This window comes from Streptomyces sp. NBC_00193 (assembly GCF_026342735.1).
GTDB lineage: Bacteria > Actinomycetota > Actinomycetes > Streptomycetales > Streptomycetaceae > Streptomyces > Streptomyces stoeckheimensis.
Map to the genome: position 1 here is coordinate 4,370,723 of NZ_JAPEMM010000001.1, position 19,915 is coordinate 4,390,637.

At 73.2% G+C, this 19,915-nt stretch carries 17 protein-coding genes and 1 tRNA gene; 6 read left to right on the forward strand and 12 right to left on the reverse strand.

The window, feature by feature from the left end; genetic code table 11:
• Positions 1 to 66: 66 nt before the first annotated feature.
• Positions 67 to 1,314, reverse strand: a complete 1,248-nt coding sequence (locus OG898_RS19435) for a hypothetical protein (protein WP_250745547.1) — start codon at positions 1,312 to 1,314, stop codon at positions 67 to 69.
• Between the two features lie 112 nt (positions 1,315 to 1,426).
• On the opposite strand from OG898_RS19435, the gene OG898_RS19440 reads away from it, so the two are divergent.
• A tRNA-Val gene (locus OG898_RS19440) sits at positions 1,427 to 1,498 on the forward strand.
• 536 nt (positions 1,499 to 2,034) lie between these two features.
• Here the strand turns inward: OG898_RS19440 and OG898_RS19445 are convergent.
• Positions 2,035 to 2,640, reverse strand: coding sequence for a hypothetical protein (locus OG898_RS19445; RefSeq protein ID WP_250745546.1), 606 nt, complete (start codon positions 2,638 to 2,640; stop codon positions 2,035 to 2,037).
• A 237-nt stretch (positions 2,641 to 2,877) separates the two neighbouring features.
• On the opposite strand from OG898_RS19445, the gene OG898_RS19450 reads away from it, so the two are divergent.
• Entirely contained in the window at positions 2,878 to 3,108 is a 231-nt protein-coding gene (locus OG898_RS19450) for a DUF2277 domain-containing protein (RefSeq protein WP_250745545.1), read from the forward strand.
• A 31-nt stretch (positions 3,109 to 3,139) separates the two neighbouring features.
• On the opposite strand, the gene OG898_RS19455 is transcribed toward OG898_RS19450, so the two are convergent.
• The 6 genes from OG898_RS19455 to OG898_RS19480 all read right to left on the reverse strand — a co-directional run bounded on the left by OG898_RS19455 (position 3,140) and on the right by OG898_RS19480 (position 9,840).
• Positions 3,140 to 4,042, reverse strand: coding sequence for a universal stress protein (locus tag OG898_RS19455; protein ID WP_250745544.1), 903 nt, complete (start codon positions 4,040 to 4,042; stop codon positions 3,140 to 3,142).
• A 176-nt stretch (positions 4,043 to 4,218) separates the two neighbouring features.
• On the reverse strand, positions 4,219 to 4,734 hold the full coding sequence (locus OG898_RS19460) for a hypothetical protein (RefSeq protein ID WP_250745543.1): 516 nt from the start codon (positions 4,732 to 4,734) through the stop codon (positions 4,219 to 4,221).
• A 1,252-nt stretch (positions 4,735 to 5,986) separates the two neighbouring features.
• Entirely contained in the window at positions 5,987 to 6,613 is a 627-nt protein-coding gene (locus tag OG898_RS19465; RefSeq protein WP_250745542.1) for a DedA family protein, read from the reverse strand.
• Positions 6,614 to 6,771: 158 nt separating this feature from the next.
• Positions 6,772 to 8,424: an alkaline phosphatase D family protein gene (locus tag OG898_RS19470; RefSeq protein ID WP_266958285.1), complete on the reverse strand. Its 1,653-nt coding sequence runs from the start codon at positions 8,422 to 8,424 to the stop codon at positions 6,772 to 6,774.
• 147 nt (positions 8,425 to 8,571) lie between these two features.
• Positions 8,572 to 9,243 (reverse strand): HNH endonuclease family protein, encoded by a 672-nt coding sequence (locus tag OG898_RS19475; RefSeq protein ID WP_250745540.1) that lies wholly within the window; start codon positions 9,241 to 9,243, stop codon positions 8,572 to 8,574.
• A gap of 390 nt (positions 9,244 to 9,633) precedes the next feature.
• Entirely contained in the window at positions 9,634 to 9,840 is a 207-nt protein-coding gene (locus tag OG898_RS19480) for a hypothetical protein (RefSeq protein ID WP_250745538.1), read from the reverse strand.
• A 137-nt stretch (positions 9,841 to 9,977) separates the two neighbouring features.
• Here OG898_RS19480 and OG898_RS19485 point away from each other — a divergent pair, with 137 nt between their 5' ends.
• Complete coding sequence (locus OG898_RS19485) at positions 9,978 to 10,430, forward strand: VOC family protein (RefSeq protein WP_266958288.1); 453 nt, start codon at positions 9,978 to 9,980, stop codon at positions 10,428 to 10,430.
• A 652-nt stretch (positions 10,431 to 11,082) separates the two neighbouring features.
• On the opposite strand, the gene OG898_RS19490 is transcribed toward OG898_RS19485, so the two are convergent.
• Together OG898_RS19490 and OG898_RS19495 are read right to left on the reverse strand one after the other, a co-directional pair.
• On the reverse strand, positions 11,083 to 11,763 hold the full coding sequence (locus tag OG898_RS19490; RefSeq protein ID WP_266958290.1) for an HAD-IA family hydrolase: 681 nt from the start codon (positions 11,761 to 11,763) through the stop codon (positions 11,083 to 11,085).
• A gap of 133 nt (positions 11,764 to 11,896) precedes the next feature.
• The gene (locus OG898_RS19495) at positions 11,897 to 12,988 is read right to left on the reverse strand and encodes a peptidoglycan-binding protein (RefSeq protein WP_266958292.1); all 1,092 of its coding nucleotides are present in this window, start codon (positions 12,986 to 12,988) and stop codon (positions 11,897 to 11,899) included.
• Between the two features lie 911 nt (positions 12,989 to 13,899).
• Between OG898_RS19495 and OG898_RS19500 the strand changes: the two genes are divergently transcribed.
• Positions 13,900 to 15,960, forward strand: a complete 2,061-nt coding sequence (locus OG898_RS19500; protein ID WP_323182716.1) for an MFS transporter — start codon at positions 13,900 to 13,902, stop codon at positions 15,958 to 15,960.
• A gap of 57 nt (positions 15,961 to 16,017) precedes the next feature.
• Here OG898_RS19500 and OG898_RS19505 read toward each other — a convergent pair whose 3' ends face one another.
• Positions 16,018 to 16,605, reverse strand: a complete 588-nt coding sequence (locus tag OG898_RS19505) for a GNAT family N-acetyltransferase (protein ID WP_266958294.1) — start codon at positions 16,603 to 16,605, stop codon at positions 16,018 to 16,020.
• A 105-nt stretch (positions 16,606 to 16,710) separates the two neighbouring features.
• Here OG898_RS19505 and OG898_RS19510 point away from each other — a divergent pair, with 105 nt between their 5' ends.
• Positions 16,711 to 17,106, forward strand: coding sequence for a nuclear transport factor 2 family protein (locus tag OG898_RS19510; protein WP_250745528.1), 396 nt, complete (start codon positions 16,711 to 16,713; stop codon positions 17,104 to 17,106).
• Positions 17,107 to 17,188: 82 nt separating this feature from the next.
• On the opposite strand, the gene OG898_RS19515 is transcribed toward OG898_RS19510, so the two are convergent.
• Positions 17,189 to 17,542 (reverse strand): antibiotic biosynthesis monooxygenase, encoded by a 354-nt coding sequence (locus tag OG898_RS19515; protein WP_250745526.1) that lies wholly within the window; start codon positions 17,540 to 17,542, stop codon positions 17,189 to 17,191.
• Between the two features lie 224 nt (positions 17,543 to 17,766).
• Here OG898_RS19515 and OG898_RS19520 point away from each other — a divergent pair, with 224 nt between their 5' ends.
• Complete coding sequence (locus OG898_RS19520; RefSeq protein ID WP_250745523.1) at positions 17,767 to 19,707, forward strand: bifunctional glycosyltransferase 87/phosphatase PAP2 family protein; 1,941 nt, start codon at positions 17,767 to 17,769, stop codon at positions 19,705 to 19,707.
• The last annotated feature ends 208 nt before the right edge of the window (positions 19,708 to 19,915 follow it).

Consider the following 19,915-nt stretch of genomic DNA (forward strand, 5'->3'; position numbering starts at 1 on the left):
TCCGTTCGTGGCCCCTCCAGCATCCGCCGGTGCCCCCACCCGGACAAGTCCGGACCGGGCAGCCGCTCAGGCGTGGCCGCGCTCGGTCCGGATGTCCGTCACGACCCGCTGCACGGAGGACCGTACGGCCTCCATCTCCAGGAGGAAGGCCCAGTAGTCGGGGTGGCGGTCCTCCAGGGCGGACAGCGCCCGGGCGACCCGGGCCACCGCGTCGTCGAGCGGGCGCGCGTGCCGGGCCTCGGGGACCGTACGGCCCTCCATCGCCAGGCGCTGCGCGTCCCGGATCGCGAACCGGGTCCGCTGCACCTCCGCCTGCGGATCCCGTGCCACCGCCTCCAGCCGGGTCAGCCGGTCCTGCGCCGCCGACACCGCCTCGTCGGTGGCGTCCAGCGAAGCCCGCACCGCCTCGACCAGGGCCGCCACGACGGCCCACTGCTGCTGGTCGCGGGCCCGGCCGGCCTCCGCGAGCCGGTCCTCCGCCTGCGCGACGTCCCGTACCGCCTGCTCCGGGACCTGCTGGAGGTCCTGCCAGCAGGCCGCACTGAAACGCCGGCGCAGCTCGCTGAGCACCGGATCCACCCGGTCCGCCCGGTTGCGCAGGGCCTGCGCCCGGGTCCGCAGGCTCACCAGCCGCCGGTCGATCTCCGCGGCCCGCTCCGGGAGCCGCGCCGCCTCGGCCCGTATCGCCTCGGCGTCGCGCAGGATCCGGTCGGCGCGCTGCACGGTCTCCTGCACGCCGTGCTGCGCGGCGCCCTGGTTCAGCTTCGTCAGCTCCGGCCCGAGCGCGGCCAGCCGGGCGGCCAGGTCGTCGGCCCGGATCCCCTTGCCGCGCACCTCGTCCAGCGCCGTGCTCGCCGCGAGCAGCGCGGCCCTGGCCCGCTCCCGCGCGGGCGCCACCCGGGCCAGCTGGGTCTCGGCCCGGTCCAGCAGCGGCTGCAACCCGTGTGCGAACCGGTCGAGCTCGCCCTTGACCCGTACCAGCTCCTCCTTGGCCCGCGTCAGCTCGTCCCGGGCGCGCGTCGCGGCGGACGCCTCCAACTCCACCCGATCGAGATCGTGCGCGTCGACGGCATCGATGTAGACATGACTCACCTGGTCGATCCGCTGCCCGAGCGCGGCGAACCCCTCACCGACCCGACGCGCCTCCGGCGACCCGTCCGCGGCCGCGATCGTCTCGATCGAGATCCGCAGATCCCGCTGCGCGGTGTCCAGCTCGTAGAACGCCGCCGCGGCGGCATCCTTCGCCGCCTGCGCATCCGCCCGCCGACTCTCGTCCCGCCCGCCGCCGAACCACCGCCGGGGTGCCGTCGTCACAGTCGCCTCTCCCGTACCCGGTCCGCATGTCCCCTGCCCCGGTCCATTCTCCCCCACAGGAACGGGTTTGCGTGGGGGGTGTGCCCTGCATGTAGGCTGTCCACTCATCCACGGGTGCGTAGCTCAGGGGTAGAGCGCTGCTCTTACAAAGCAGATGTCGGCGGTTCGAAACCGTCCGCGCCCACCGACTAAAGACCCCCCGCCAAACATGGCGGGGGGTCTTTTGCGTGGCCGTCCCGTGCCGACTCCTGGACGTCCTCGATGGAGGGAGGGTGAGCAGCCTTGTGGGTGCTCACCAGAGTGGCCTGGCCTGGGGCCATCAACGAATGGACGCAGGCTTTCGGCTCAGTCCGCCAGGCGGTACAGCGTTCTGACGAACCCTGAGATCGGTTTGTCTGTCGCGTGGTGCACAGGCTGGTGGGCAGGCTATCCGCACCTGTGGGTGGTGTAGCGGGACGTAGCGATGCCCTTCGGCTGGGCTTGTGGCTGAGCAGGTTCCGGGACGTGTGTGGGCTGTGGAAGGGGGGGGCCGGCGTAGGTAGGTCGCTCTTGGACGTCGGCGGAGCCTGGCCGTCGGATGGGTCGCGGGCTTGCCTCGGGTGGCCCCCGGGCAAAGTCAGGGATGCGGCTGCACTGCAGAGGTGGACTCCTTGGAAGTCGACCGCGTGGAGCCGGACTCGGGCCGGTCGGACGGCAGATGTGCCTGGCCTGGTGCCGGTGCTAGGCCGCGCGAGGGGTTGCCGGTGGGTGGAGGGGCTCGTGGTGGTGCCAGATGAGGTAGCGGTCCTCGCGCCGTAGTTCGGCTGCGCCCCACTCGATCCGCATCACGCCCCGCTCCATCGAGCAGGCGTACGCCACGATGATCAGGCGAAGGTCATGTGGCAGGAGAGCCACGTCCGGATGGACGTGCTCTTCGTTCAGCTCGTCCAGGCCCAGGTCGAATGCCTGCTGCATCGGCTGTGGGCCGTGGCGGCGGATCAGGTCGGCCCGGAAGCCGGCAGCCTTCCGTAGCCGTGCCTCAGTGACCGGCACGTCCTTCTTCGCGTAGCGGATCGGGTAGACCGCGTTGCTGCCGATGATCATCACCTTGCGCCCCTGCAGGCGTCGCGAGGTCGCGCCCTCGAACGGGGTCAGGCCGGCTGCGAGTGCCTCGTACTGCGCTGCGTGGAGCCCGTGGCCATAGGCCTCGAGGGTTTGGGTGTGGACGCCCTCGTGTCCGTGGCGGGCCCTGTCGTGGGCTTCCATGAGGCAAGCCGGGATGGTCTCGGCCAGCTGACTGGCCACGGCGCCGAACGTCTTGGTGGCCCAAGATGTCGCTGAGCTCACTGTGTGTCGCCCCCCCTGCGTGGTTGAAACGCCGAGCTGCACGTTCCTCACGGTGTGGGCAGCCGGACGGGCACGCAAGAGGGCACAGGAGCACGGACCGCGCATGGGTCTGGGCGGGGGGCTCGGATCCCCTTCTTGCTGCTGCTACCCGTTGGTAGGTGGTGGGGGTCGGGCTTGGTGGGGCCGAGGTCGAGGTGGAGCGGTGACGGGTTGGTCGGGGGGCGGGATAGTGGAGGTATGTGCCGATCGATCAAGACGTTGCGTCCGCCCGCCATTCCGGAGAAGGCGACCGAGGAGGAGATCCGGGCCGCCGCCCTGCAGTTCGTGCGGAAGGTGTCCGGCTTCAGGGCGCCGGCCGCGCACAACCAGGAGGTCTTCGACGCCGCCGTCGACGCGGTCGCGGAGGCGACGAGGGAGCTGCTGGACGGGCTTCATGTCAGGGGGGCGGGGGCGGCCGTGGCCGGGTGAGGGATGGGCGGTCGGGTGAGCGGTCCGGCGGTCAGGCGGCTGCCGGGACGGCGGTCTCTTCCAGGGGGACCACCGCGACCGGGCAGGCGGTGTGGAGCAGTACCGCGTTGGTGACGGAGCCCAGACGCGGGGAGAGCGGGCGCTTGCGGTGGCGGCCGATGACGATCAGGTCCGCGGCCTGGGAGGCGGCGACCAGGTGGCCGGCCGCGTCGCCGGGCGCCGACAGCTGCTCGATCTCCACCTCCGGGTACTGCTCGGCGTACGGGCGCAGGTGCGCGGCGGCCAGGGCCGTGACCTCGTGGGCGTTGGCGGTCTCCTCGTGCGCGGCCGTGGCGATGGCGCCGGCGGCGGTGAAGGTCCGGCCCGGCCAGGCGTGCGCGACGACGACCTGGAGCCGGGCCCCGCGCCGGGCCGCCTCGCGGAACGCGAAGGAGGTGGTGCTCGCGTCGGGGGCCGCGCTGTTGAGGCCGAGTACGACCTGCCCGTACGGGTCGTGCAGGGGCGGCTCGGCGCGCGGGACGACCACCACGGGGCAGGCGGCCTGGCTCGCGCAGGCGATGCCGTTCGAGCCGAGGAGCAGGCTGGCGAAGCCGCCGCGGCCGCGTGAGCCGAGGACCATCACCTGGGCGTCCTCGCCCAGCCGGGGCAGCACCTGGTCGGGGGCGCCCGGGTGCGAGGCGTACTCGATCGGGGGGAGGCCGGCGCGGCCGTCGAGTGCCTCGCGGACCCGGATCAGTACGGGGTCGTCATCGAGGCCCGGCTCGGTGAAGGCGCCGGACAGGGCTGCGCCGATGGTGTTCATGTAGAGGCGGGCGTGCACGATGCGCAGCGGGGCGGAGGCCATCAGGGCCTGGGAGATGGCCCATTCCAGGGCCCGGTTGCCGTTCGCGGAGCCGTCTACGGCGGCGACTACGGGGCGCGGGCTCTGGTCCATGGCGGGCTCCTTGAGGGGCAGCGGTGCGTGGACTCAGCCTTGCGGGAGGGGGCTCCGGGCGGGAGTGGGGAAAGTCCCGAATGGGGCGGGACCATCGGCCACTCCCGTCGGGAGGGGAGGGGAGGGGAGGGGAGGGGAGGGGAGGGGAGTACGGGTTCGGGGTGGGGGGCGTCGGCTCAGGAGGCGTGGCCCGTGCGGCGGCGCAGGATCCAGGCGCCGGCACCCAGCGCGCCGGCTACGAGGGCTCCGCCGATGGCGATCTGGCCCGGGCTCATGGAGTCGACGCTGCCGCCGAGTCCGCCGCGGGCGGCGCCCGGGGTGATGTTCAGCGCCACGGTGACGCGTTCGCCGCCGGGGCCGCCGCACTCGAAGGTGACGGGATGTGAGCCGGCGCTGATGTTCCGGGAGGTGATGGCGGAGCCGAAGAGGTTGGTGGCCTCGGCGTTGCCGGGAGTCAGCCAGACGTCGCCGAAGGCGCGGGAGGTGGCCTTGCCGGTGCGGGTGCCGCAGCCCGTGACGTTGAGGCTGACCCGGCCCCCGGGGGCGACGTTGGTCGGGGAGACGCTGCCGGAGGGCTGGGCCTGGGCGAGGGTCGGCGGCGCGCCTGCGGCGAAGGCGACGGTCGCTGCGGCGACGGCCAGCAGGCGGGGGAGGGGACGGTACCGGCGGGGGCTGTGGGGGGTGGCGGGCATGGAGAGGACTCCTCGGGCTCCGGGAACTGCGCGGCGCGGATTCGGGTGCGCACCGTTCTCTGGACGCTAGGAGCCCGGCGCGGCCGCGGCGATCGCTGCCGGGTGAACGGGTGAGCCACTGCTCCGCACGGGGGAGGTGGGGCGGAGTGGGTGGGGCCGGGTGCGGGTTGCTGGTTGCGGGCGAGGGAGTCGGGGGATCGGCGTGGGGCCGGCCCCACGGCTGGCCGGGGGTGCGCGGACGCGGGGATCGCTGCGGGGTGAATGGCTGAGCTACCGGTCCGCCGGGGAGGCGGGGGAGCAGGGTGGCCGGGAGGAGTGGGCGAGGGAGCGGGGGCCGGGCGGGCCTCGTGCCCGGGGCGCCGAGGCGGCGTGCCGACGGAGTGAGGCCGGGGCGTAGGAGTGGGCCGGGGGTCCGGGGTGCGCGGCTGTGGAGACTGCTGCGGGTGAACGGCTGAGCTACAAATCCCGCCGCGGCGGCTGGAGGAGTGGGTGGGCCGGCGGGGGCCTGTGCCTGGGATACCGAGGGGGCCGTTGAGGGTGTGGTGCCGGGGCGGAGGGGTGACCCGGGGCTGGGCGGCGGGGTGGCGCGGGCGTGCGCGGCCGTGGGGATCGTTGCCGGGTCAATGGCTGAGCTACCGATCCACCGGGGCGGCGGGGGCGGTCGGGGCCCTGCGCCCGGGATACCGAGGGGGCCGTCGACGGCGTGGTGCCGGGCCGAGGAGTGAGCCGCGGGCTGGCCGCTCGGTGGGCTGGCGGAGTGGGCGCGGGCCGGTCGGGGCCGGGCGGGAGGGGCGCCGCGGGCGGCCGGGTTCCGGACCTGCCGGGGGCCGGGCCGGAGGGGTGGGTGCGGGCCGGTCGGGAGGGGTGAGTGGGGCCGGTCGGGGTCTGCGCGGGAGGGGTGAGTGCGGGCCGGTCGGGGTCTGTGCGGGAGGGGCGCCGCGGGCGGCCGGGTTCCGGACCTGCCGGGGGCCGGGCCGGAGGGGTGGGTGCGGGCCGGTCGTGGTCTGGGCGGGAGGGGTTGGCGCGGGCTGGTCAGGGTTTGGGGCGGGGTGGGCCGAGCGGGTCGGTCGGGGATTGTGGTGGAGGGGTGGGCGTGAGTTGGCTGGGGGCAGCGGGAGGGGTGCCGTGTGTGGGGTGGCGGCGGCTGTGGTGAGGGGCGTCGTTCCGTGGGGGGAACGTCGGCGTGGTTCGGGGCTGGCGGTGAGCCGTGCGACCGCTGGCGGTGCGGGGTCGGGTGTGGGGAGTGGTGGGGTCAGGCGGTGGGGGTGGGGGTGGGGCGGCGGACTACGAAGGCTGCCAGGGAGCCTGCTGCGAAGAGGGCGAGCAGGGAGATCGCGGTGCCGAGCCAGGTGGTGCCCAGCCACTGGGTGCCGAAGTAGCCGAGGGCGATGCTGTAGCCGGCCCAGGCGATCGCGGCCAGGACCGACCAGGGCAGGAACTCCCGGACCTTGCGGTGGGTCTTGCCCGCGCCGAGGGAGACCACCGAGCGGCCGGCCGGGGCGAAGCGGGCGATCACCACCAGGGCGCCGCCGCCGCGCGCGAGGGCGGTGCCGAGGCGCTCGTGGGCCCGGGTGAGCCGGCGCGAGCGGGCGATGGCGCGGTCGAGGCGGGCCCCGCCCCGGCGGGCCAGCCGGTACGCGGCCATGTCACCCAGTACCGAGGCGGTGACGGCCGTCACCAGCAGCGCGAGGATGTCCGGCACCTGGGACTGCACGGGTACGGGTCCCGCCGCCCCGGCTGCCGCAGCGGCAGCCGCCGCAGCGGTGACCACGAGCACCCCGCTCGGCAGCACCGGGAGGAACACGTCGAGCAGGATGGACAGCGCCACGAGGGCGTAGATCCACGGGCTCGAAGTCATCGAGCCCAGAGTCTCAAGCAAAACGGGACTCCCCAGTCCGGTTGACGTGCCTCGGCGTGAGGCGCCGCGACGTCGCGGGGAGCGGCAGGGGCGGCTGACAGCGGAACAGCGTACGCCGGGTGTCCACGGACCGGACGCCCGGGGCGGTGCTCCGGCGTGACGGGTCGCCCCGCCGTGCGTCAGCTCGGCGGCGTGAGGTCGCGGTCCAGGACCGTCACCAGGCGGGGGCCCTTGCGGGCCTGGTCCAGGCGCAGCCGCGCCGAGCGCCCCGACAGCGCGAGCGTCATGAGCTGGTTGCCGAAGAACGGGCCGCCCGTACGCCGCCAGCTCAGCGGGGGCCGGCCCGTCCGGCCGTGCCGGGAGAAGCCGCGGCCCAGCCACCGGCCGAGCCGTGACCAGCCCAACCTGAAGCCCCATTTCACGGCCGTGTGGATGGAGTTGTGGACCGGGGAGCACGTCAGCTGGAACACCTGCGCCGTGCTGGGTATTCGGGGCTCGGCCACGTATGCGTGGTGCACGTCTCCCGAGAGCACGCACACCGTCGCCGGCGCCCGCGGGCCCGTGCCCACCTCCTCGATCAGGTCGCTGAGCATCGCGAACGAGGCCGGGAACGCCGCCCAGTGCTCCAGGTCGCTCCGCCGGCGCATGTCCTCCCCGATCCGGGCCCACCTCGGGCCCCGCTCCCCGCGGCACAGCGCGGCGTTCCACACCTCCGCGTCGTGCACGAGCGGCGGCATCAGCCAGGGCAGGGACGAGCCGATGAGGAGGTGGTCGTACGCCCCGTGCCCGTCCAGGGCGTTCTCGCGGAGCCACTGCTGCTCCGCCGGGTCCAGCATGGCCCGCGCGTCCTCGGCGAGCACCCGGGCCGCCCGGGTGTCCACCATCAGCAGCCGGGACCGGCCGAAGTCGCGGCGGTAGCTCCAGCGCACCGTGGTCGGGTCGGCGTCCGCCGAGGTGGCGAAGGCCCGTAGCGCGTCGGTGCCGTCGGGGGTCGCCCGTACCGCCTCGAACACGGGGTCGGCCGCCAGCTCGGCGGGGGAGAGGTTGCCGAGGTGCTGGTACACCCAGTACGTCATGAGGCCGCTGACCACCCGCTCCTGCCACCACGGGGTGGCGCGCATCTCCGCCAGCCACGCGGCGCTGGTGTTCCAGTCGTCGATGACGTCGTGGTCGTCGAACATGTGCAGGCTGGGGACGGTGGAGAGCAGCCAGCGGATCTCCGGATCGAGCCAGGACTCGTAGTAGAGCCGGGTGTACTCCTCGAAGTCCGCGACCTGGGCGCCGGGGGCCTCGCGGAGGTCCCGCCGGGCCGCCAGCCACTGGCGGGTGGAGCGGGAGAGCTGGTCCGCGTACACCTGGTCGCCGAGGAGGAGCAGGACGTCGGGCCGCACCGCCTCCGGGTCGGCGGCCAGATCGGCGGCGAGGGTGTCGAGCGCGTCGGGGCCGTGCGGTCCGCGCCGGTCGGCCGGCGGGGCGGCCTGGCGGCAGGAGCCGAAGGTCAGGCGCAGGTCGGGCCCGTTCGTGGAGCCGCGCCGTCCCGCGGGCGGGGTGGTGATGGTGCTCGCAGGGAACGGGCTGTCGGGCAGCGGCCAGACCCGGAGACCGTCGAGGAGGACCTCGTAGGCCGTGGTGGAGTCCGGGGTGAGGCCGGTGACGGTGATCAGGGCGTAGTGGTGGCCGGCTATCTGGAAGGTGTGGACGCTCCCGCCGGAACCGTCGGCGCACCGCACCTCGGCGGTGCACGGGCGGTCCGCCTCGATCCACAGCGTGGCGGCGTCGCCCGCGTCCCAGTCGACGTGGCGCAGCAGTGGTCCCAGGCGCAATGCCCCCATTTAACTCCCCCTCCTTCGTCCGGCGTTGCCGTTCGATCACCGTACGACGGGGAGGGGGTGGTCCACCTCCCCCTGGCGGGGGAAAGATCCTTGGCCAGGGGTGGGGTGGGTGGGATGGGGTGGGGGTGTGAGGGCCTGTGTGGGGTGTCAGCAGGCGTTCAGGATGTTGACCAGGGCCGTCTTCTCCGTCGAGTCCATGCTCAGGGCCCAGTACTGCTTGACCTCGACCCACATGCGCGCGTACGTGCAGCGGTAGGCGGTGCGCGGCGGCAGCCACTTGCCGGGGTCGAGGTCGCCCTTGGCCTGGTTCACGTTGTCGGTGACCGCGATGAGCTGGGGGCGGGTGAGGTCGTTGGCGAACTGCTGGCGCTTGGCGGTGGTCCAGGAGTTGGCGCCGGATCGCCAGGCCTCGGCGAGGGGGACCATGTGGTCGATGTCGATGTCGGAGGCGGCCGTCCAGGTGGCGCCGTCGTACTCGGAGTACCAGCTGCCGCTGACGGCCGCGCAGGCGGAGTCCTGGACCACGCCCGAACCGTCGCGCTTGAGGACGGTCTCGCGGGTGTTGCAGGTGCCGGAGACGGTGCTCCAGTGGGGGAAGAGGTCGCGGCTGTAACCGCTGGTGGAGCCTTCGGTCTTCGGGGTGACGGTGGCGAGGTACGAGCGGGCGGCCGCGGCGCTGATGGGGGTGGGAGGGGAGGCGGCGGCGGTGGGGGCGCTGAGGAGGGCGGTCAGGGAGGCTGCCGCGAGTATGGAGGCGAGCGTGCCGAGTCGACGCGCGTAGACGGAGGGCGTGGAAGTCCCGGAGGGCGTGGAGGACATGAGGGCTCCTGGGTGGGGGCAGGGGTGGTGGGCGCCTGGGGCGCTGAGGGTGAAGGTGAAGGTGAGGGCGTGTGGTGCGGCGTGGCCATGCTGGCCGCGCCGGGTTTCGGGGGGATGGGCGCGAAGTGACAGTCTGAAGGCATGAGCATGTCATGGCGAGGTTGGTGACGGGCTTGGGGGTGGGGGGAGTTGGGGTTCCGGGGTGGGTTGGGTGGGAGTGGGGCCAATGTTCCGGGCCGCCCGGTTCGAGGTCCGGGTCCGGTCCTGGGTCTGGGGCCGGCCCTGGGTCTGCTTCTGTGCTCGGCTCGGTGGTGGTGAAGGCGGTGGCGGGAGCGGGCATGGCAACGGCGCCGCTCCCGGTCGTTCCGGGGGCGGCGCCGTGATCCGGAATCAGAGTCCGGTGGTGAAGGGGTTGTTGTGGACCGCGTTGGAGTGGTAGGTGGTCCGGTCCTTGCGCAGTTGTTCGGTGCGTTCCAGCTCGATCAGGATGCCCTCCGACGCCACCGAGCGGCGGCGGCTCTCCCGGAGCAGCACCTTGGCGATGAGGTACAGCGCTGTGAGCCCCATCAGGCTGAAAAGGACGATCAGTTCGGTCATGACATCTCCCCCGTGGTCACGCTCTCGGCCTGCGTACTCCGACGATCTGGTGATCTGGTGATCCGGCGATCCGGTGATCCGGTGCGCCACGGTCGACCGTACCTGCCGTTGTCAGACGTGCCTGCGAGGCTGAGGGCATGGAGACCACGTTGCAACTGACGATCGACTGCGCCGATCCGCGGGTGATGGTGACGTTCTGGATCGAGGCGCTCGGTTACGTGCCGGAGCCGGCGCCGGACGGGCATGCGACCTGGCGGGCGTACTGGGAGGGCATGGGGGTGCCTGAGGAGGAGCTGCCCGAGGGAGTGGGGGAGTTGCCGGAGTCGATCGTGGATCCGTCCGGGCGGGGGCCCCGGGTGTGGTTCCAGCAGGTTCCGGAGCCCAAGGCCGGCAAGAACCGGGTGCACCTGGATCTGAAGGTCAGCGGTGGGCGCGGGGTTCCGATGGAGCTCCGGACCCGGCGGGTCGACGACACGGTGGAGCGGCTCACCGGAGCGGGCGCGACTGTGCTGCGCGTGCTGGACGAGTTGGAGACGCACTACGCGGTGGTGATGCAGGACCCCGAGGGGAACGAGTTCTGCGTCGCCTGAGCCTGGGCCTCGGGGTGGGCCTCGGGGTGGGGCGGCCGGTTGGGTTCGGCTTGGCCGGGCTGGTGGGCGCGGTGGGCGTGGGCCCGCAGGGCCGGGAGGGGCTCGGTTGATGGGGCTTGGCCGGGCAGGTGGGACTGGCGCGGCTGGGGTGGGTGGAGAGAGTTCGGCGGCGGGAGCTTGACTGGCCGGGGTGGGCCGCTTGGTCTGGCGCCCCGGAGTGGCTGCCGGATCTCGTGAGCAGGGTCTGGCCACCAGGTTTGGGTCATCCCGGTCCGGCCGCCTGTCCGGCGCCGTGGGGCGGGCCGCCGCGACCCCGGCCGCCGCGACCCCGGCCGCCGTGGGACGGGCCGTCTGTCGGCTGGCCTGAGGGGGACGATCGTCCGGCTGTCCCCGGGGCGGGCTGCCTGTCGGGTTGCCCGGAAGGGTCATCCGCCGGGCGTCCGGAACGGGCCGTCTGGGCGGTTGTCCCCGGAGTGGGTCGCCGGTCGGGTTGCTCCGAGCAGGCCGCCTGTCCGGTCGTCCGTCAGGTTGTTCGGGTGGGTCCTTGTCCGGTTCTCCCCGGGTGGGTCGTCCAGGTGGGTCCCTGTCCGGTTGTCCCCGGGAGGGCCGTCTGTCCGGTTGGCCCCGGGGGGCGTCCGGCGGGTGGGCTCGGTCAGGCCGTTTCGAGGGTGAGGGTGATGGAGCCGTCGGGGGAGGTGGTGACGGCGACGGCCGTGAGGTCGAGGACGTGGGCCGTGGGGCCGTGGGCGGCGGCGCGGGGGCCGACGCCGATGACCCGCATGCCCGCGGCCTGGCCTGCGGCGATGCCGGCGGCGGAGTCCTCGAAGGCGATGCAGTCGGCCGGGTCCACGCCGAGCGCGGCGGCGCCCATCAGGAAGCCCTCCGGGTCGGGCTTGCTGGCCTGCACGGACTCGGCGGTGACCCGGACCTCGGGCATCGGCAGGGCGGCGGCCGTCATCCGGGCCGTGGCCAGGGCCGCGTCGGCGGAGGTGACCAGGGCGTGCGGGAGGGTGCTGAGGGCGGCCATGAAGGCGGGAGCTCCGCCGATCGGGACCACGCCCTCGGTGTCGGCGGTCTCGCGGGCGAGCATCACCGCGTTCTCGGCGAGGTTCTCCTCCATCGGGCGGTCCGGGAGGAGGATCGCCATCGTGGCGTAGCCCTGGCGGCCGTGGACCACCTTGAGCGCTTCCTTCGGATCCAGGCCGTGGGCTACGGCCCAGTCGTGCCAGCAGCGCTCGACCACCGCGTCCGAGTTGACGATCGTGCCGTCCATGTCCAGGAGCAGGGCCTTGGCGGTCAGGACGGCGGGGGCGGTGGTGGTGCTGGCCGGCATCGGAGGGGCTCCAGACGGGACGGGAAAAGAGAACAAGTGGTTCCGTCCACCGGTCAGGGAGTGAGGACGGAACCACTTTGTTCCTGAACAATACAAAACGCAGAGGGGTGCTCGCCACCGGATGCGGTGTGTTCTATCCCTCCAATGCGCGACGGGTCGCCGGACCGTAGACGCCCCAAGGGTCCTCGTCGATGCCGTTGTACGCCTGGAACGTCGAGACCGCCGATTCCGTACGGGCTCCGTACCGCCCGTCGTACTTGCCGTGGTAGATGCCCTGCGCCGCCAGCAGGCGCTGGAGCTTCTCCACCTCGGGGCCCGAATCCCCGTACCGGAGGGTCGGTGCCTGCGTGGGGGGCCGCGAGGTCGGTCGGGAGGTGCGGCTCGGGGTGGGGGACGGGGTGGCCGAAGGGGTCGACGAGCGGCTCGGGGTGGGGGAGGGCGAGGGGGACGCCGAGGCGGAGGCGGACCGGGAGGGGCTGGTGGAGGGAGAGGGCGACGGGGTCGGGCCGGTGCTTGCGGTGGCCTGTGACGGGGCGACCTGGGTGAGGCTGATCAACGGGGAGGAGGGCTTCGCGTCGAGGAGGGTGGTCTCCGGCGCGGCGGGTCCCGAGGCGGCTCGCAGGGCGAGGACGGCCGCGCCGATCACCACGACGGCGGCGGCCGCGATGACGGCGAGCGGGCCTATGCGGCGCCGCGGGGGCCTGGGCGGGTGCGCCCCGCCCGCCCAGTCCGCGCCGTCCGCCCCGTGGGCCCCGTACGCCGGGCCGCTCATGCCCCCGGGGTGGGCCGTGGGCGACTCGTACGAGCCGTAGGGCCCGGGCGTCGCGTACGGCTCGTACGGCGGGACCGGGCGCAGCTGCATCGTTTCTTCGGGCGGGGACGCTACGGGTGTTCCGTACGCGGGAGTCTCAGCCCCGGGCGGCAGCGGTGCGGCACGGGCCGGGCTGTTGGCGGGTGAATGAGGTGACGCGGGATCCGCCGGGCCGGGGTAGGCCGGGAAGACGGCCGTCGGGCCGGAGTGCGCGGCGGTGCCCTCGGCCTCCGTGCGGGGCGAACCGGAGTGCGTAGCCGTGCCCGCCGGGCCCGGGTAGGGCGGCAGTTCGGCTGTCTGGCCCTGGTGCGCAGCGGTGTCCGTCGGGCTGGTGTGCACCGGTGGGGCGTCGGCCGGGCCGGGGCTTGCGGAGGTGCCCGCGGAGGTGGCGCCCACCGGGTCGGTGGGGGGCACGGGGGTCGCCGCCTGGCCGGGGTGTGACGGCAGGCCGGTCGGGTGGCCCGGGTACGGAGAGGAATCTGGTGAGTCTGGCCGCGCAGTGGCGCCGGTCGAGCCGGAGTACGGCGACGCGGTGCCCGTCGGCCCCGGGTGGGCCGGCAGGCCGGTCGGGTGGCCCGGGTGCGGTGCGGGGTGTGGGGAGATGTGGCGCGCCGTGGTGTCGGCGGGGTCGGTGGTGGGTGCGGCGGTGCCCGCAGCGCCAGTGCTCGCAGCGGTGCTCGCCGGGCCGGGCGGCGGAGTGGTGTCCGGTATGCCTGCACGAGGCGGTGTAGTGACCGCCGGGTTGGGGTGGTGCGTCGTGATGGCTGACGGGCCGGGGTGTGGCGGGGTGGTGCCCGGGTTGGGGCGCGGAGCGTTGCTCGCTGCGCCGGGCGGCGGCGGAGTGGTGTCCGGTATGCCTGCGCGGGGCGGCGTCGTGCCTGCCGGGCCGGGGTGGTGAGCCGTCGTGCCGGTCGGGCTGGTGTGCGCCGGAGGGGCGTCGGCCGGGCCGGGGCGTGCGGAGGTGGTGCCCGTCCAGCCGGGGTGCGCCGGAGGGGCGTCCGGTATGCCTGCGTGTGTTGGTGTTGTGCCCGCCGGGCCGGGGTGTGTCGGGGTGGCTGGTGGGCCCGGGGGTGGCGTCGTGGGTGGGGTGGGGTTGGGGAGGGTGATGTAGGGGCGGACGCGCAAGGGCTGGAAGCCTGGTGTGCAGTCGCAGGTTCCTTCCGTCGTGCCGCAATCCGGACAGTGCTCAGTGCTCACTCGAATCCCTCCCCTGGCTGCTGCCAGCGATTATGCAGACCCCCGGTAACCCACCCAACCCGCCCGAGAGGCCATAACGGGACACACCGCTCAGGATGGAGGAGTCGATCAGGCCCGAGGAGGAGCCGATGGTGCAGGACGTGACCACGGAGCCCGACCCGCGCAAGCGGACATCCGGCCCCAGCGCCGAACACGCCTCGAGGGAAGTGCTCGTTTCCATCGGTGCGCTGCTGCTGGGGCTGCTCATCTCTTCGCTCGACCAGACGATCGTGTCGACGGCCCTGCCGACGATCGTCAGCGATCTCGGCGGGATGTCGCACCTGTCGTGGGTGGTCACGGCCTACATGCTCGCTTCGACGGCCGCCACACCGCTGTGGGGCAAGCTCGGGGACCAGTACGGGCGCAAGAAGCTCTTCCAGTCCGCCATCGTGCTCTTCCTGATCGGGTCCGCCCTGTGCGGCCTGGCGCAGAACATGCCGCAGCTCATCGGCTTCCGCGCACTGCAGGGACTGGGCGGCGGCGGGCTGATGGTGCTGTCGATGGCGATCGTCGGGGACATCGTCCCGCCGCGCGAACGCGGCAAGTACCAGGGACTCTTCGGCGCGGTCTTCGGAGCCACCAGCGTGCTGGGTCCGCTGCTGGGCGGACTGTTCGTGGACCACCTGTCGTGGCGCTGGGTCTTCTACATCAACCTTCCCATCGGGCTCGTCGCCCTCGTCGTCATCGCCACGAGCCTGCGCATCCCGGTACGGACCGAGAAGCACACCATCGACTACCTCGGCACCTTCCTCATCGCCTCCGTCGCGACCTGCCTGGTGCTCGTGGCCTCGCTCGGGGGGACGTGGGGCTGGAGCTCGCCCGAGATCCTCGGGCTCGCGGTCCTCGGGCTCGTCCTGCTGGTCGCCTTCGTCCTCGTCGAGCGGCGGGCCGTGGAGCCGGTGCTCCCGCTCAAGCTGTTCCGGATCCGGACCTTCACCCTCTGCTCGCTGATCAGCTTCATCGTCGGCTTCGCGATGTTCGGCGCGATGGTCTACCTGCCGACCTTCCTCCAGGTGGTCCAGGGCGTCTCCCCGACCATGTCGGGCGTCCACATGCTGCCGATGGTGCTCGGACTGCTGATCACCTCCACCGTGTCCGGCCAGATCGTCAGCCGTACCGGGCGCTGGAAGGTCTTCCCGATCGCGGGTACGGCACTGACCGCGGTCGGTCTGCTGCTCCTGCACCAGCTGGAGCGCACCAGCTCCACCTGGGAGATGAGCCTCTACTTCTTCGTCTTCGGCGCCGGCCTCGGACTGGTCATGCAGGTGCTCGTCCTGGTGGTGCAGAACTCGGTCAGCTACGCCGACCTCGGTGTCGCCACCTCGGGCGCCACCTTCTTCCGCTCCATCGGCGCCTCCTTCGGCGTCGCCATCTTCGGCACGATCTTCACCAACCGGCTCGACGACAAGCTGGCCGGTGCGCTCAAGGGGATCCCGCTGCCGCCGGGGGTCGATGCGAGCCGGCTGGAGGCCGACCCGCGCGCCATCGGCGCCCTCCCCGCCGTGCTGCGACCGCGCGTGCTCGACGCCTACTCCACCTCCATCACGGACGTCTTCCTCTACGCGGCCCCCGTGGTGCTGGTGGCCTTCGTCGTGGCCTGGTTCCTGAAGGAGGACAAGCTGCGCGGTTCGGTGACGGCGCCCGATGTCACCGAGACCCTCGCCTCCAACCCCGTCCAGCGCTCCTCGCGGGAGGAGGTCGCCCGCGCCCTGACGGTGCTCGGGACCCTCCAGGGCCGCAAGCACGTCTACGAGAAGATCACCGCGAAGGCCGGCTACGACCTGCTGCCCGCCGCCAGCTGGATGCTGCTGCGGATCAACAAGTACGGAACCGTCGATCCGGCCGTGCTGGCGGAGAAGACCATGGTGCCGCTGCGGGCCATCACGGACGCGGGCCGCCAGATCGAGGAGCGGGGGCTGGCCGTCCGCGAGGGGCTGCCGCTGGTCCTGACGGAGAAGGGCCGCGAGAGCGCGCTGAAGCTGTCCGCCGCGCGGGAGGAGTCGCTCGCCGAGCTGCTCGGCGACTGGTGGACCGCGGACCGCCCGACCGACCTGTCCGAGCTCGTTGCGGAGATCAACTCGGAGCTCTGCGGTTCCGTCGACGAGGAGCCCTACGAGACCTTGCCCCGCCGGGACCATTCCGCCAGGTGAACCACTCCGCCGGGACCGCGAGGCGAACGGCTCCGCCGGGCTGACCGGTCTGACCGGTCAGACCAGGCGCTTCTCGAACCAGTGCTCGGCGTAGGGGCCGGAGCTGTACGCGGGTATCTCCGCGTACCCGTGGCGCGCGTACAACGCGCGGGCCTCCACCAGGTCGGACCGGGTGTCGAGCCGGACCCGCTCGGCGCCCAGCGCGCGGCCCGCGTCCTCCAGGACCCGGAGCAGGGCCGCCCCGCCGCCCGTACCGCGGGCGCGCGGGTCCACGTAGACCCGGGTGAGCTCGGCGGTGACGGGGTCCAGGAGGCGTATCCCCCCGCACGCGAGGGGCCGTCCGTCGAGTCGGCCGACCACGAACCGGCCCGTCCGCCCCGTGAGCTCGTCGTCCGGGAAGTCCAGGAGGCCCTGGTCGATCTCGGTCTCGGTGACGGACCGCCCCCAGTACCGGCCGGCGACCTCCGCGTAGTACGCGCGGCGCAGCAGCGTGGCGTCCGGGGTGGTGAACGGTTCGGTGGCGACCTGCCAGGTCCCGCCCGGGGGCGGGGTGATGGGCGACGCCGAGGGCACAGGCGCAGGAGTGCGGGTGGGCGTGGGATGGGGGGTGGGGGTCGGTGTGGGGAGGGTCTCTCTGGTGGTCATGGCGTCATTGTGGAGCGGTGGCCCGCTGCCCGCGTTGGAATATCCACAGGACCGGGCTGATGATAGGGAAAAGGGCAAAACGCACCCACGAAGGGCGTGACCGTCATGTCGGAGCATCCTGACTGTGCCCTGATCCGCCGCGGCTACGAGGCTTTCGGCCAGGGCGACATGGAGAAGCTGAGCACGATGATGACGGCCGACGTCATCCAGCACATGCCCGGGAGCGGCCCCCTCTCGGGGCACCACAAGGGGCGGGAAGCCGTCTTCGATCTCTACCGCCGGCTCGGCGAAGAGACGAACGGAACATTCAATGTGCATCTGGACAAACTGCTGGCCGACGGCCGCGGTCACGTCATGAGTTTCCACACAGCGCGCGCCGACCGGGGCGACCGCGGGATCGAGATCCACGAGGGAATCTTCTTCACGATCGTCGCCGGAAAGATCAGCGACCTCGACGTCTGCACCGAGGACATCGAGGAGAGCGACAGCTTCTGGGCATGAGGCCCGAGGCATGAGGCCCGAGGCATGAGGCCCGAGTGGCCGAAGAAGGGCCCGGAGCCGCGGCTCCGGGCCCTTCCGACGCTCAGCCCTGCTTCGGCGCCGCCTGCTGCACGACCTCGAACGACCACACCGACGAGCCCGTGGCTGCGGGCTTCGGACGCTCCGCGCCGCCTTCGGCACCCGCCGGGCCGCCTGCCGCGCCGCCACCCTGGTGGGCCGCCTTCATGGGCCCCTCCATCCACGCCTGGAAGTCCTCCTCGGAACGCCACCGCGTGTACACGAGATACTGGTCCGTGCCCTCGACGGGCCGCAGCAGCTCGAACCATTCGAAGCCGTCCGAGCTCTCCACGGAGCCCGCACGGGAGGCGAACCGCTGCTCCAGAACCTCTCGCTGTGCGTCCGGGACGGTGAGGGCGTTGATCTTCACGATGCTCATGCCCGCCATCCTAGGTATCGCGCGGGGGATATCGTCGTCCGGGTAAATGAAGCGCGCGGTATGAAACGCAGTACGAAACGCGGCAGCCAGGCGAAGTCAGGGTTGCAGTCAACAGGGCGGGAGGCCGGCGAGGCGTGGCTAACGCGGCGGAGCACAGTGGTGCGAACGGACATGCCGGGGTCATAGGCGGTAGCGGCGGAAGCAGACTCGGGGCGGCACGCCTCATGCTGTGGGCGCTGGCCCTGCTGCTCGCCGTCAGGCAGGCCGCGGTCGTGCTGCGCGTGCCACCGGGCGAGTGGCTCAGCGGCTTCCACCTCCCGGGCAGCCTGCCGGGCTCGCTCTACACGAACGGCCAGTTCACCGGCACCCCCTTCGCGGGGCTGGTCCTCAAGCCGCTCCTGGGCCTCGCCGCGCCCTCCCTGGAGGTGGCCTGGACCTGCGTGACCCTGCTGCTCGTCGCCGCCGTCGGGCTGGTCGCCGCACGCGCCCTGCCCGACCCCGTGCCGCGGCGCACCGCGCTGCTGGCCGCGCCCGTGCTGGTCGCGCTGATGATGGTCTCGCTGCCCGTCCGCGAAGCCGCGCTGCCCGGGCAGACCGCCGTGCTGCCGGTGCTGCTGGTGCTCCTCGCCGTGTTCCGGGTCCCGAGCGAGCGCCCCTCCGGGTTCCTGATCGGCCTGGCCGCAGCCCTCCAGCCCGCGCTGCTGCTCTTCGCGCCCCTGCTGTGGCTGTCCGGACGCCGGGCCACCGCACGCTCCGCCGCCGTGACCTTCGCCGGCGCCACCGCCCTGTCCTGGGCGGCCCTGCCCAGCGACTCGTGGACGTACTGGGTCCACCACCTGGCCGGCACCGGCCTCGGCGGCGCACCCGACGGGCTCGCCAACCAGTCCGTGCACGGCGCCCTGCTGCGCCTGGGCCTCTCCGGCCCCGGCGAGGTCCTGCTCTACGTCGCCCTCGCGGCCCCGATCGTCTGGATCGGCCTGCGCCGCGCCGCCCGCTACGCCCGGGACGGCCAGCTGCTGCTCGCCGTCGCGATCACCGGCTGCGTGGCCGTCGCCGTGTCCCCGACGGGCTGGCGCCACCAGCTGCTGTGGGTGCTGCTGGCGGTCGCTGGCAAGGTCGGCAAGCGGGCCGCGGACCGGCCGGTGTGGCCGGTGGCCGTGGTGCTCGCCATGACCCTGCCGAGCGACGTGCTGCTGCCCAACCTGGTCGCGCTGGCCCCCGTACGGGACAACGTGCTGCTGCTCGCCGCCCTCGCGGCGGCCTGCGCCGTGCCGTTCCTGCCGCGCTCCTCCCCGTACTGGCGCGAGCCGGTCCCCACCGCCTACGGGCGGCCCGCGCCCGCGCGGTGGGCGCGGGTCCCGCTGCTGCCGTTCTGGCGGCGCGTGCTGTCGCGTCCGAACCTGCTGCTGGAACTGCTCCTGATACGGGTCGGGTACTCGCTGTACTCGCACATCCGGGCCGCGGCGCCCACCAGCCGGAGTCTGGCGGAGGGCAACGGGAGCCAGATCCACGGGATCGAGAAGGCGCTCGGCATCGACATCGAGCACGCCGTGAACCATGCGGTGGTGAGCGTGCCGTGGCTGGAGGCGTTCTTCAACTTCTACTACACGTCTTTCCACTTCGTGGTTCCGCTCGGGATCTTGGGGGTGCTGTACTGGCGCCGGCCCAAGGACTACCGGTGGGCGCGGGCCTCGCTGGGGCTGGCGACGGTGCTCGCGCTCATAGGGTTCTGGCTGTATCCGCTGGCGCCGCCGCGGCTGATGCCCGGCATGGGCTTCGTCGACACCGTGCACGGGGTGCAGGACCTGGCGAACCCGAGCTACGGGGCCATGACGGCGATCTCCAACCAGTACGCGGCGATGCCCTCGCTGCACTTCGGCTGGTCGCTGTGGTGCGGGGTCGTGATCGTGACGCTCGCGCCGAAGGGGTGGCAGAAGCTGCTGGGTGCGCTGCATCCGACGATCACCGTGTGCGCGATCGTCGCGACCGCCAACCACTGGGTGCTCGACGCGGTCGGCGGCGCGGTCGTCGTCGGTGCCGGGTTCGGGCTCGTGTACGTGCTGTCGGGGCCCCGGGGCGATGCGGTGCCCGCCGGGGTGGCCGTGCCGAGGCCTCGGAGGCCGGAGCGGGTCGGAGCGGGGTCCGCGGAGCGGACGAGGGCCTGATCGGGGTGGCCTACGCGGCCTGCGCCGCCTAGGCGGCCTGGGCGGCCGGGCTGCGGTGTGCGAAGGGGTGCCGGGGCGGTGTAGCAGCCCGCCCCGGCACCCCTTCGCGATGGATCGCCGCGTTCTGTCAGGATCCGCCCGCGGGGTGGCTTCCGCCACTCGGGGCGGGGGCCGGCGGGGCGGCGGGGTGTGGGGGGCCCTGCGGGGC

Coding starts and splice junctions, on each gene's coding strand:
- OG898_RS19485 (WP_266958288.1), top strand. CDS start 9,978: ATGGAGACCACGTTGCAACTGACGATCGACTGCGCCGATCCGCGGGTG.
- OG898_RS19480 (WP_250745538.1), bottom strand. CDS start 9,840: ATGACCGAACTGATCGTCCTTTTCAGCCTGATGGGGCTCACAGCGCTG.
- OG898_RS19450 (WP_250745545.1), top strand. CDS start 2,878: ATGTGCCGATCGATCAAGACGTTGCGTCCGCCCGCCATTCCGGAGAAG.
- OG898_RS19455 (WP_250745544.1), bottom strand. CDS start 4,042: ATGGACCAGAGCCCGCGCCCCGTAGTCGCCGCCGTAGACGGCTCCGCG.
- OG898_RS19460 (WP_250745543.1), bottom strand. CDS start 4,734: ATGCCCGCCACCCCCCACAGCCCCCGCCGGTACCGTCCCCTCCCCCGC.
- OG898_RS19505 (WP_266958294.1), bottom strand. CDS start 16,605: ATGACCACCAGAGAGACCCTCCCCACACCGACCCCCACCCCCCATCCC.
- OG898_RS19510 (WP_250745528.1), top strand. CDS start 16,711: ATGTCGGAGCATCCTGACTGTGCCCTGATCCGCCGCGGCTACGAGGCT.
- OG898_RS19515 (WP_250745526.1), bottom strand. CDS start 17,542: ATGAGCATCGTGAAGATCAACGCCCTCACCGTCCCGGACGCACAGCGA.
- OG898_RS19520 (WP_250745523.1), top strand. CDS start 17,767: ATGCTGTGGGCGCTGGCCCTGCTGCTCGCCGTCAGGCAGGCCGCGGTC.
- OG898_RS19490 (WP_266958290.1), bottom strand. CDS start 11,763: ATGCCGGCCAGCACCACCACCGCCCCCGCCGTCCTGACCGCCAAGGCC.
- OG898_RS19500 (WP_323182716.1), top strand. CDS start 13,900: ATGGTGCAGGACGTGACCACGGAGCCCGACCCGCGCAAGCGGACATCC.
- OG898_RS19470 (WP_266958285.1), bottom strand. CDS start 8,424: ATGGGGGCATTGCGCCTGGGACCACTGCTGCGCCACGTCGACTGGGAC.
- OG898_RS19475 (WP_250745540.1), bottom strand. CDS start 9,243: ATGTCCTCCACGCCCTCCGGGACTTCCACGCCCTCCGTCTACGCGCGT.